The sequence below is a fragment of the Sporocytophaga myxococcoides genome (assembly GCF_000775915.1).
Classification (GTDB): domain Bacteria; phylum Bacteroidota; class Bacteroidia; order Cytophagales; family Cytophagaceae; genus Sporocytophaga; species Sporocytophaga myxococcoides_A.
Window position 1 is genome coordinate 36,201 of sequence record NZ_BBLT01000001.1, and the last position, 12,062, is coordinate 48,262.

Consider the following 12,062-nt stretch of genomic DNA (forward strand, 5'->3'; position numbering starts at 1 on the left):
TTTTTTTTGTTTAATTTTAATTAGCCATTGTTCACCTGTACATTCAGCCTCTTGGCTTCTGCAATTAAAATATTTTTATCTATAGGAACGACTCCTACATGTTCGCAAACAATTCCACCGGCAAGGTTTGATAATTCAGCAAGAGTTTTATGGTTTACATTCAAAGCACAACATAATGCAGCGGCGCTAACCACAGTGTCACCAGCTCCTGATACATCTGCAATTTCGCGAAGATGTGCCGGTATATGATGTGTCTCTTCTGAATTGGCTATAATTACGCCTTTTTCTGAAAGTGTAACCAATATAGTATCTGCATTTAAAGTTGATCTTAACAGGTCAATGGAGCTTTTAAGCTCATTGATATTATCAAGATCTCCATCAAGTTTCAATCCCTCTTTCATTTCCTTTTTATTAGGTTTGAAAAGAGTTGTTCCTTTGTAGTGCAGAAAGTTTCGTTTCTTTGGATCTACAACAGTAGGAATGTCGCGTTCTTTGGCAAGTTTTACGATTTCAGCTATCAGGTCTTTATGCAGTGTTCCTTTGTCGTAATCTTCAAAAATTATGACATCTGCTTGCTGAATTAAGTTTCGAGCTTTTGTCAACAGAAGAGCGGTTTCTTCACTGGTAATAGGAGTGTCAATTTCCTGATCTACTCTTAACATGTGATAGGACCCTGATATCACCCTGTGTTTTATCGTGGTAATTCTGGAGTCACTTTTAATTATTCCTTCTGTAGAAAGGTTATTTTGCTCTAAAAGTGTGATGAAGTCTTTACCTTCGGTATCCTTACCTATTATACTGCATAGAATTGGTGTAGCGCCCAATGATTGCACGTTTAAAGCTACATTGGCCGCTCCTCCAAGCCTTTGGTCCTTTTTCTGGACATTTATAATAGGGACGGGTGCCTCCGGAGATATTCTTTCAACTTTACCCCAAAGGTAAGAGTCAATCATAACATCTCCGAAGATCAATACTTTCAGACTTTCAAATGCCTTGAAAAGCCCGTCTATTGAATTAATATTTGTTATTTTAGTTTTGCCAAGCATTCTTTGATTCTTCTCAATGCTTCTTTCAGGTTATCATCAGAAGCTGCAAATGAAATACGAATACAGTTTGGTGCACCAAAAGCATCACCACCTACAGAAGAAACATGTCCTTCATTCAATAGAAACATTGCAAGATCACTTGCTTTATTGATTACTGTTCCGTTATAGCTTTTTCCAATATAAGAGCTGATGTCAGGGAATGTATAGAAAGCTCCTTGAGGCACATTAACCTTAACACCTGGAATTTCTTTTAATAATCCTGTTACCAGATCTCTTCTTCTTTTATATGCTACAGCCATTTCTTTTGCTGCAGACAAATCTCCAGTAACAGCTGCATATGCTGCTTTTTGAGCAATTGAGCATGTACCTGATGTAACCTGTCCTTGAATTTTATCACAAGCAGCAGCTATCCATTTTGGAGCACCAATGTATCCAACTCTCCAGCCAGTCATTGCATAACCTTTTGAGAATCCGTTGACAGTTATTACCCTGTCTTTTATAGCAGGCACGCTCCCAATACTAAAGTGAGTTCCTTCAAAATTAATGTACTCGTAAATTTCATCTGCTATCACAAATATTCTTTCGTGCTTTGCAACAATGTTAGCAATAGCTGTTAATTCTTCTTTAGAAAATACTGCACCTGATGGATTACAAGGGCTTGAGAAAAGTATCGCTTTAGTTCTTGGTGTAATAGCAGCTTCAAGATCAGAAGGTTTTACTTTGTAATCATTTTCAATTGTTCCTTCAACAATTACAGATTTACCTTCAGCAAGTTTTACCATTTCCACATAACTTACCCAGTATGGAGCGAAGATTATCACTTCATCCCCCGGATCTATAATACTTAGAAGAACATTCGCAATTGACTGCTTAGCTCCGGTAGAAACTACAATATTTTCAGCAGTATAATCCAAACCGTTTTCTTTTTTCAGTTTGTCAGCAATAGCTTGTCTAAGCTCTGCAGTACCTGGAACAGGAGTGTAGAAAGTAAAACCATCATCAATAGCCTTCTTCGCTGCATCCTTTATATGTTGTGGTGTTTGAAAATCAGGCTCACCTACGCTGAGGCTTATTACTTTATGTCCTTGTCCTGCCAGCTCACGCGCTTTTTTGGTCATGGCTAGTGTTTCAGATTCTGACAAGGCTCTGAGTCTTTCAGACAAAAGATTAGTTTCTGTGATTGTACTCATTTTAGATGTTTTTTGCGGGATCAAAATTATGGATTATCCACCTATATTGCTAATCAATTTTGGGTTTTTTCTTTATTTTATTAAATTTTTTTTATTTAGTGTTTTCTTTTTTTCTTGTTGATTTACAGATTTTTGAGTGGAGGTTGTTTTGGGTTCTCTCTACTATTTTTTACCAAATTCAACATTCTTGAATTTTCTATTGTTCTATTGATAGTGAGAAAGAAAGTGGAGGGATATGAAACTATTAATGAGTATTGTAGGGATATTAGGTTTGTTCTTGGCTTCTTGTTCGCCAAAAGTACATTCCAATCTTGCAAGTGGTGCTGATTTTAAGAATTATAAAACTTATGCCTGGATTAGGGAAACCGATACCTCAGGAACCAGTCAGGACCAGCAATTTAGCGCGTATAACAATCAGATTATAAGGAATAATGTGAAGAATAACATTAATAGCGAATTGCAATCAAGGGGATTTACAATAGATACTTTAAACCCGGATTTTCTGGTATCAATGAAAGCAGTTTTTGAGAAAAAAACTGACCTTGTGGGATACCCGCTATATAGTAGTTATTACAACTTCTATTATCCTGGATATTACGCACTTTACCCCGGGTATTATTATTCTTATCCTTTTGCCTATGACTACTATGACTATACCTATACTGAAGGTACTTTGGTTGTAGATATCATAGACAGAGAAACCAAAAAACTGGTTTGGAGAGGGTGGTCTGACGAGAGAGAAATCAAACCTAAAAAGGTGGAAAAAGAACTTGCTAAAGATGTAAACGAAATTTTTCAGGAATTTCCTTCTTAAGCAAGATTATCACTATAAGGCAAATCCAGTCGAATAAACTCTTCTGCTGGATTTGTCTTTTTTTTCGCGTACCCTAATAAACAATCTGCTGTTTATTTTTATTAGTATAATGTACTAATTCTATTATCACTATTAAATCTGTAAAGAAACTTTTCTTATTATTTATTAAAGGCTCATTGGTTTTCTTTGGGTCGTTGGTTCTTCTATTTTTTCTTATAGTCCTTTCCTTAAGATTACCTATAGTTCAACAAGTATTAGCTAATAAAATATCTGTTTATTTCTCAAATAAGACAGGTGTAAGAGCATCCGTAGAAAATGTTTATCTGGACTTTACAGGGAAAGTTGTTTTAAAAAATGTTTATATAGAAGATCAAAATAAAGATACTCTGGTTTTTGCCGAGCAAGTCAAAGGAAGACTTAGTTTAATAAAGCTTCTAAATAAGTCTGTAGATATTAATTATGCTTCAGCAGATAATGCTGTCATAAATGTTAAAAGAAGTTCGAAAAGCCCAATATTCAATTATCAGTTTCTGCTTGATGCATTTAAAAATGACACTTCAAATCAAACTTTTGGCTTTAATTTGAATCAAGCGGTTCTCCATACTTTAAGCATGGAGTATGATGACTTTTATTCTGGGGTCGTGTTTTCTTATTTTTTAAAATCAGCAAAACTGGAATTTAATAGTTTGCCGGTGTCTTCAAAAAACTTAATTGTAACAGGTTCAAATATCGACGGGCTATTTTTTAAGCTTGATCTGCTAAGCAAAAAAGATGATTCACAACTTGATACTACTTTAAAAAAAACTGAATCAATTTATATTCAAATTTCAGACCTAAATGTCCGCAATTCAAAGTTCATTTATAATAATCATAACTTCCCATTAGCAGAAAAGGGCTTTGATGTGAATCATTTTAATACCTCGGTTGATGGCTTGCTGAATAGCTTTACAATGGCAGAAGACTCATTATTTCTTTCTCTTAATGATTTATATTTAAAAAACTCTGATGGTTTTTTGGTAAAAAGTTTAAGTGGAAAACTAGAGATACCCGGAGATCTTATGAACGTTTATATTAATAAAATCATAACTGAGAGGTCTGAGTTTAATGGAAGTTTAGTGCTCAAATTCCCTTCCATAGAGCATCTTTCAGACTCGACTTCAGGCATTTTTACCACTACTACTTTTAACGAAGACAAAATATCAATTGAAGACATTAATTACTTCTATCCTGAAATATATTCTATCCTGGATAAAAGGAAAAAGGAAATGTTTATTCATGGCACAATTAACGGGCACTTGTCTGGGTTTTCTTTCGATAATGCATTTGTAGGCTTTGATTCTTCTAACTATTTCAAGGGGGATCTTTCCCTCTCTGGTTTACCCGACTTTAGGCAATCGGCAATAAATGCTAACATTCATAGTCTAAAGTTAGATATTCCCTGGTTTCTTTCATTTATTAAGATACCTGGAAATCAAACTTTCAATCTAAATGAACTTGGACAGTCTCATGTAAAGGGTAGTTTAAAGGGAACCTTTAAAAATCTTAAATTCAGTGGGCTGGCAATAACTAAAGCTGGTGATGTTAACGGAAATGTAAGAATTGTTTCTGATAACCAGTTGAAATTTATAGGCGCATCTGGGATACTTTCTGGAAGTGACATTCATGCTGACAGGCTTATAAAGGGGATGGATGGATTTGGAAAGTTATCAGCTCTTGCAATTTTTAATTTTGAGAATAACAATTTATTGTATCTGGAATCTGATATTAAAAAACTTGATTACAATAAAAGGACGTTAACTAACCTTTCAGTTGTTGGGTCTTTAATTGAAAATAAAGGAAGGTTTCAATTGAAGTCTTCTGGAAAATATGTACATGCAAATCTCTGGGCTGATCTGGATCTTAACCAAAACATATACAAAATTAAAGGAGCCTTAAGTGAACTTGATCTATCCTTATTAGATGAAAGTTTACAAAAAAATTATGTGGGTGGAGATCTTAATGCAGTCATTGCAGCATCAAAGTTTGATGATCTCAATGCAGAAGTAAGAATTGTAAATTTCTATGCAAAAAATACTCAATCTGAATACCATTCGGATACAGTCATAGCACAATGCAAAGGGGACAACGTTTATCGGAAAATTTCATTGCGATCTGATAGCATTGATGCTGTGGCAGAAGGAAGATTTTTAATGTCCGAGCTACCAAAGGTCTTAAGTAGGGAATATTTAAAGGAAGAGAAGAATAGTATAAATTATATTTCTGAAAATATTAAATTAAATATCTCTGCCGGAAAGGTTACTTCATTGCTTTCAATGTTCCAGAAAGATGTTTCCGCAAGTAACATTGAAATAGACGGGACTTTTGATTTTTCTAGCAAAACAGTAGCATTAAGTGGATTCGCAGAACGATTTAAATACAGTAAATACTCTTTAGAAAATCTAACCATAAATACAGAGGGAGCCTTTGATGGTCTTAGATTTGATCTTTTTGGAGACAGAATGGGGCTTTCTAATGGTATATACTTAAATAGCCCTTCAATGAGAGGTGAGATCAGAGAAAATACTACTTCATTCGTTTTGAATCTTTATGAAAATCAGTCTAACTCAGCTTTAAGTATGACTGGAATGCTTACTTTTCCAGGAGATACCATGATTTTGAATGTTCGTCACCTTGATCTCAAATTAAAAGGGGAAGAGTGGAGATCAGAAGGTAATGCAAGAGTTATGTATTATCAAAAAAGTCTTGCTATCCAAAATATTCTGTTTTCTCAGGGGGCGCAAAAGGTAAAGATACATTCACAGGATTTGCTGGGTGAGGGGGAGCTTGAGGCTCAATTATGGAATCTTAAGCTTGAACCCGTACTGTATTTTACTCCATTAAATAAGTATGCGATAAAAGGTTCTTTGAATGGAGGGCTTCAGGTAAAAGGGCTTTTTACATCACCAGCCTTTGATATAGATCTGATTATAGACAGTCTAATAGTAGGCAATACACCCGCAGGAAGATTAGCGCTTGTAGCGGCTCCAATTGGCAATGAAAGACATTCATTAAATTTTAGTTTATCAGGTAAAGAAAATAACGCTTATGTACATGGAGTAGTGAATAAGGTAACACAGTTAAGCGAAGCTACAGGAAATATAAATGTAGATATACCAAAATTGAGCTTACATTTTTTTGAGCCGTTTTTAAAGAATTATTTATTCGCTATGCATGGTTACATGTCCGGGAAAATGGTTTTTAAAGGAAAACTTTTGCGACCTGATATGAAAGGAAAAATAGCTTTTGAAGATAGAAATGTTTTGGGGCTTCATTTTACTAAAAGCAAATATGTAATAGCTAACCAAAACATATTATTTAATAATAACAGAATTATTTTTGATAATCTTGATTTCAGAGACTTTGAGGGAAATAAAGCGCGTGTTGACGGATATATTCTTCATGATTATTTTAAAAATTTTAATATCAATCTTTCTCTGGAAGCTATGAATTTTCAGGTGATGAACACTGAAAAGGTAAACCAGGCAGGCTTTTTTGGGGTTCTCTTTGCCGATATTAATATGGAACTGAAAGGGCCTGTCAATGATCTTGCAATTAATCTCAAGCTTACTACAAGGCCAAAATCAACCATAAACATCCCTCTTCAAACATCTAATTCTGAATTTAAAACGCCGAGTTATATCATTTTTGTTGGGGAAGAAGATAAGTCAGATACAACTGAAGATGAATTTCACGGAGTCCCTATAAATCTGTCAAGGTTTAAGTTTACAGGTAATCTTGCGATTACCAAAGATGCTCAGATAAATATTATTGTCGATCCCACTAATGGAGATAAAATATCAGCCAGGGGGGCTGGAAGATTTGAAGTAAAGGTAGATCAGGATAACGTTCCTGAATTGTATGGTTCTTATCAAATTCGTGAAGGTCGTTACACTTTTACTTTTGCCAGTCTTGTAAAAAAAGATTTTATAATTGAGAAAGGCAGCAGGTTATCATGGAATGGGGATATTATGGAGGGGCTTTTAAATGTTAAGGCAATTTATACTACGAAAGCATCCAGATATGATTTGATAAGCAATTATACGACTGCATTAAACGACGAATTTGTAAGGTCATCAAAAAGAAACCATCCAGTGACTGTAAAGCTTAATGTTACAGGAGAGCTTGCCGAACCTGAGCTGAGCTTTCAGATTGAAATGCCGGAAAGTAATGATCCTTTTCTTGGAAATATTATTTCACAAAGAATTAATGAAATTAATAACGATCAGCAACAATTGCAGAGGCAGGTTTTTGGATTAATTGTACTGAATAGATTTTTCCCGGAAGGTACAGGATATGTTAATTCAGGAGGAGGTATCGCAATGGAGCAAGCGAATCAAAGTGTAAGTCAGATTCTTAATTCTGAGTTAAATAAAATTGCACCCGAATCAATAGCAGGCTTTGATATTGATGTAAATATAGAAGCACTCTCCCCGGATAATCCAGGACTTGCTCAAAGTTTACAGTTTAAAGCAAGCAGGCAGATTAGTGAAAGGATTACTATTACTGCAGGTGGGAATGTTAATGTAGGCAATGTACCTAATTCAGGTCAGTTTCTTGGAGATTATACTGTCATTTATAGGTTGAATAGTTCAGGAAGTGTCAATCTGAAGTTTTTCAGTACAACTTATCAAAGCTATTATTATTACTACTATGATGATATCACAACTCGTTCGGGTGTGAGCATTCAACATAGAAAGTCTTTTAATGAATTTAAGGAGTTGTTTAAGTGATTCTTTATTTACTTTTACTAACCAGTAAAACTCCAGCAAGTACAAATGCAGTTCCTAGAATCTGAAGCAGGGTTATTTCTTCTTCCAAAAATATATTTGCAAGAATAATCGTGGAAACAGGACCGACACTGCCTATGATGGAGGCTTTTCCTGCCCCTATAAGCCTTATTCCCTCTGCTAGAAGAAAACTTGGGATGACAGTTGCTACAATAGCCATGAATATACTGAGTGCGTACACTTGCCATTCATAATGAAATAAATTACTTTCAGTACTTAGAAAATAATGGATCAGCACAATCAAAGTCGATACAATCATCGAAATAGAATTATATCTGACAGCACCAATTTTAGGGATAAGTTTTCCACTACCCACAAGGTAAAACGAATAGGTGAGTGCACTTCCAAAAATGAGGAGCCCTCCTGTAATTACATTTCTCTGATCAAATTTTAGATCATTAAGGAAAACAACAGCTATTCCGCTATATGTCAGAAGTAAAGCTATAATTTCGTTTCCCGTAATTTTCCTTTTATAAATAGCAGCTGATAGAAGAACTACCAGAGTTGGATAAATAAATAGAATAAGTCGCTCAAGACTAGCAGTGATATATTCAAGTCCTTTGAAATCAAGATAACTAGCCAAATAATAGCCCATCAGACCCAAAACTATCAGAAAAAGCCAATCATTTTTTTCAATAGGTTTGAGTTTTTCTTTCAGACTCGAATAAGCAAGAGCTCCTAGAAAAAATGGAAGCGAAAACAGCATGCGCAAGGCAAGAAGAGAAACTGAATCTATATGGAAATTATAAGCTATTTTCACTATTACTGCTTTTGAAGAGAAACAAATAGCCCCAATAAAAATGATAAACGCTCCCCAAATGTTTTTATACTTAGTATTCAATTGATTCTTTTCCGGATTTTTCCGGGGTCTTAAATTGGTAAAATTACAGAGGCACTTTCCCTTGCAATTTTAAAACAATTCATCTAAAAAAAACGTTTTAAAATTACTTCTGAGGGAGGTAAAACATTAAACTTTTAGAACATGGTAATGCAAGGAAATAAATTGAAAGTTTTCATTCAGGAAGATGATAAACTTTTGCAAAAAAGAATAGCAGATGATCTTAAGGAGTATAATTACAAATTACATTTTTTCTCCAAAGATGATTCAGTATTTGATTTGCTTAAATTCAATCCGGATATTTTAATTCAGGATTATTACAAAAACAAAGTAATAAACTGCTATCAATGGTCTTTTCCCTACTAAGTTCCCAGATTTCTGATAGATCTGAAAATAAGCTGTATATCGTTCATCGGGGTATATTCCTTGGAGTATAGGTAGTTAAGCCTTTTAACAGTCTCTTCATCAAGGGATTCGCTGGAAATTCCTGTAATAGGGTTAATTATGCCATTTTTTACCTGATGAACGTCTTTATTAGAATTATTTTCAAGTCCAACCCAAGAAATCTTTCCACTCATAACATTAAAGATGTTTCTTAAAAATTTTCCAGGATTTTTTACCAGAAAAATCAGAAGTGGAAAAGATATTAAAAAGAAAAGTGCTATTAAAGTGTCAAATATTCTTTTAGTTTTTGCCTTTTCGTCGTCAGTTTTATTAAGCTTGATATCGAGAGTATAAAATGAACCTGGGGCATTTGATGAGTTACTTCCTATGACAAAGTTACTTTCATCCGGTACAATTTTATATTCTGGTATATCTTCCCCATGAGCAAGCATCCATTCAATAATCTGTGATGTGTCAAGTCCCTTGGAACAGAAAATGATTTCATGAGGTTTGTATAACAGACATATTTCCTCTAATCTATCAATATTGCCAAGCCAGTAATCTTTATTTGTTCTTTTTTCAGGGCTTACAAAGCCAAGAATTTCAAGATTATAATCCTGGGTATTTAATGTTCTGATTACGCGCAAACATTCTTCTTCTCGTCCTGCGATAAGTACTTTTTTATTAGAGTTTTCGTCAGAGAGCAGTTTCTTTGATTTAATAAAGTTAATAACTAATCGGATTAAGAAACTACAAGCGATTGTAAGTATTCCACCTAGTACAATCAGAGCTTTTGAAAATCGATAATCATCAAAAAAGTTACTTACAGCTGAAATAATTAATGTTCCAATTAAAGCTCCTTGGATTATTTTTCTTGGTTGAAAAAGTTTGCGATAGCCACCGAAGAAATATATGCTAATTAACCATATTCCGATATATATTGGTACTATAAGCTCCATATATACAGGAGGATATGGCATACGAACATATTTGTGATTATTTTCCCAATATGATTTTAGTAAATACATACCGGTATATATTAATGAAGCTTCAGCAAAAGGAATGGAACATTTTTGTATAAATCTTGATGATATAGATAAAAATGCTCTAAGGTAAATGGCAATTTTAATTAAGAAGGAAAATGTACCTGCCTTGTTGTCTGGAAAATGTTTTTGGGCAAAGATTATCATGGCCTTATAAAAGATAAACACATAGTTAATACTGGTTTTTTTTGTGCTTTCTCCTTTATAGTGGATAATCCTTGTTTCCGGATAATAATAATTTTTATAACCGCCTTTAAGAATCCTGTAAGAGAGGTCGATATCTTCTCCATACATGAAATAATCCTCATCCAGTAACCCGATTTTGTCAAGTACAGATTTGCGAATGATCATAAAAGCCCCGCTGAGAACCTCTACTTCATGGATTTTATCTTTATCTAAATAAGTGAGGTGGTACTTGCCAAACTTTTTAGATTTAGGAAAAAGAAAAGATAAGCCGAACATTTTGTAAAATGCTATCCATGGAGTTGGGAATCCCCTTTTTGATTCAGGAAGAAAATTACCTCTACCATCCAGCATTTTTACTCCCAAACCACCGCCATCAGGATGACTGTCCAGAAAAGAAATACATTTTTCAAATGTATTTTCCTCAACAACAGTATCAGGATTGAGCAATAAAATATATTCTCCATTAGCTTGTCTGATAGCTTGATTGTTGGCCTTTGAAAAACCGTAATTAACCTTATTTTCAATTAGATTGAATTCGGGAAATTTATCTTTAACCATCTCGACAGAGTTGTCTGCGGAGTTATTGTCAACAATCCAAACTTCACCGTCTATTCCGGTAAGTGCCTTTTTAACGCTTATCAAAGTCTGTTCTAAAAAATAGCAGACATTATAGTTGACGATAATGATGGAAAGTTTTTTCAAGGATTTTAATGTTCGTACGTTGTTCGTGCTGTAATACTTCTTCCAAGAGTTATTTCATCGGTGTACTCTAATTCTCCTCCAACGGGAATTCCCCTTGAAATGGTACTTATTTTCACATTAAAATCCTTAATTTTTTTTGTGATATAAAAAGCGGTAGTGTCACCTTCCATAGTCGGACTAAGAGCTAATATCACTTCTTTGATTGTCGATCCTGGTATTCTGCGAGTTAAAGCATCAATTTTTAAGTCACTGGGACCTATACCCTGAAGTGGGGAAATTATCCCTCCGAGTACATGATAAATACCATTATATTGATGAGTATTTTCTATAGCCATAACATCTCTGGTATCTTCAACAATACACAGGATGGATGGGTCTCTTCTTGGATTATTGCAGATATTACACAGATGATCATCTGCAATATTATGGCATTCTTTACAATAAGTAATGTTTTTCCTCAGACTCAATAAAGCTGAGCTAAGTGATTCGGTAGCAGTGCTTTGTTCTTTTAATAAATGCAATACCAGCCTGAATGCTGTTTTTTTTCCAATGCCGGGTAATTTTGAGACTTCATTAACGGCGTCTTCAATCAGCTTTGAGGGGTATATCATAATACTTTAATTTAATTTTTTAGGTTCAACCCGTTTTTCAGAGAAATAATTTCCGAATAAAGCCTAAAAACTAAAGTATTTCTGCAGAAATGCCTCTATTGCAGATAGCTTGTCTCATTGGTATGAGCTTTTCAAAATTCCCTGATTTTACTGTGCATTGGCCCTTGTAGTGAATAATGAGAGTGCATTGTTCCGCTTGCTCTGAGGAGTGTTCACATATTTCGATCAGGGTATTAATGACATGATCAAAAGTATTCACATCATCATTAAAAACAACCAAATCAAAATTTTCTGAAGTTTTTTCAAGCTCTAGAACTTCAATTTCTTCTTCGTGAAACGGACGCATGTTAGAAATTGTGGTCATATATGTGATTGACATTTTAGCAAATTTAAAAAAAAATAAACAATTTTATCGCTTATTT

General features: G+C 34.3%; 9 protein-coding genes. 3 read left to right on the forward strand and 6 right to left on the reverse strand.

All coding sequences use genetic code 11. The features are described 5' to 3' along the window. Window positions 1-20 precede the first annotated feature (20 nt). Together MYP_RS00180 and MYP_RS00185 are read right to left on the reverse strand one after the other, a co-directional pair. Window positions 21-1,046, reverse strand: coding sequence for a bifunctional heptose 7-phosphate kinase/heptose 1-phosphate adenyltransferase (locus MYP_RS00180; protein WP_045456882.1), 1,026 nt, complete (start codon window positions 1,044-1,046; stop codon window positions 21-23). Beyond that, entirely contained in the window at window positions 1,025-2,236 is a 1,212-nt protein-coding gene (locus MYP_RS00185) for a pyridoxal phosphate-dependent aminotransferase (RefSeq protein WP_045456884.1), read from the reverse strand. Before MYP_RS00185 ends, MYP_RS00180 begins: the two co-directional genes overlap by 22 nt. 235 nt (window positions 2,237-2,471) lie before the next feature. Here MYP_RS00185 and MYP_RS00190 point away from each other — a divergent pair, with 235 nt between their 5' ends. Beyond that, window positions 2,472-3,050, forward strand: coding sequence for a DUF4136 domain-containing protein (locus MYP_RS00190; RefSeq protein ID WP_045456886.1), 579 nt, complete (start codon window positions 2,472-2,474; stop codon window positions 3,048-3,050). A gap of 194 nt (window positions 3,051-3,244) precedes the next feature. Continuing rightward, window positions 3,245-7,819, forward strand: a complete 4,575-nt coding sequence (locus tag MYP_RS00195) for a translocation/assembly module TamB domain-containing protein (RefSeq protein WP_045456888.1) — start codon at window positions 3,245-3,247, stop codon at window positions 7,817-7,819. A 4-nt stretch (window positions 7,820-7,823) separates the two neighbouring features. Here the strand turns inward: MYP_RS00195 and MYP_RS00200 are convergent, their stop codons facing one another. Next, a complete protein-coding gene (locus MYP_RS00200; RefSeq protein WP_045456890.1) occupies window positions 7,824-8,717 on the reverse strand; it encodes a DMT family transporter in 894 nt (297 codons plus the stop codon). Between the two features lie 147 nt (window positions 8,718-8,864). Here MYP_RS00200 and MYP_RS00205 point away from each other — a divergent pair, with 147 nt between their 5' ends. Next, a complete protein-coding gene (locus MYP_RS00205; RefSeq protein ID WP_045458883.1) occupies window positions 8,865-9,080 on the forward strand; it encodes a hypothetical protein in 216 nt (71 codons plus the stop codon). Here MYP_RS00205 and MYP_RS00210 read toward each other — a convergent pair. The 3 genes from MYP_RS00210 to MYP_RS00220 form a co-directional block, all read right to left on the reverse strand. Beyond that, a complete protein-coding gene (locus MYP_RS00210) occupies window positions 9,077-11,029 on the reverse strand; it encodes a glycosyltransferase family 2 protein (RefSeq protein ID WP_045456893.1) in 1,953 nt (650 codons plus the stop codon). The two genes, MYP_RS00205 and MYP_RS00210, sit on opposite strands and share 4 nt — an antisense overlap. A gap of 5 nt (window positions 11,030-11,034) precedes the next feature. After that, a complete protein-coding gene (gene recR / locus MYP_RS00215) occupies window positions 11,035-11,640 on the reverse strand; it encodes a recombination mediator RecR (RefSeq protein WP_045456895.1) in 606 nt (201 codons plus the stop codon). A 70-nt stretch (window positions 11,641-11,710) separates the two neighbouring features. Next, complete coding sequence (locus MYP_RS00220) at window positions 11,711-11,986, reverse strand: ATP-dependent Clp protease adaptor ClpS (RefSeq protein ID WP_045458885.1); 276 nt, start codon at window positions 11,984-11,986, stop codon at window positions 11,711-11,713. Window positions 11,987-12,062: the final 76 nt, after the last annotated feature.

Coding starts and splice junctions, on each gene's coding strand:
- MYP_RS00185 (WP_045456884.1), bottom strand. CDS start 2,236: ATGAGTACAATCACAGAAACTAATCTTTTGTCTGAAAGACTCAGAGCC.
- MYP_RS00205 (WP_045458883.1), top strand. CDS start 8,865: ATGCAAGGAAATAAATTGAAAGTTTTCATTCAGGAAGATGATAAACTT.
- recR (WP_045456895.1), bottom strand. CDS start 11,640: ATGATATACCCCTCAAAGCTGATTGAAGACGCCGTTAATGAAGTCTCA.
- MYP_RS00190 (WP_045456886.1), top strand. CDS start 2,472: ATGAAACTATTAATGAGTATTGTAGGGATATTAGGTTTGTTCTTGGCT.
- MYP_RS00180 (WP_045456882.1), bottom strand. CDS start 1,046: ATGCTTGGCAAAACTAAAATAACAAATATTAATTCAATAGACGGGCTT.
- MYP_RS00220 (WP_045458885.1), bottom strand. CDS start 11,986: ATGCGTCCGTTTCACGAAGAAGAAATTGAAGTTCTAGAGCTTGAAAAA.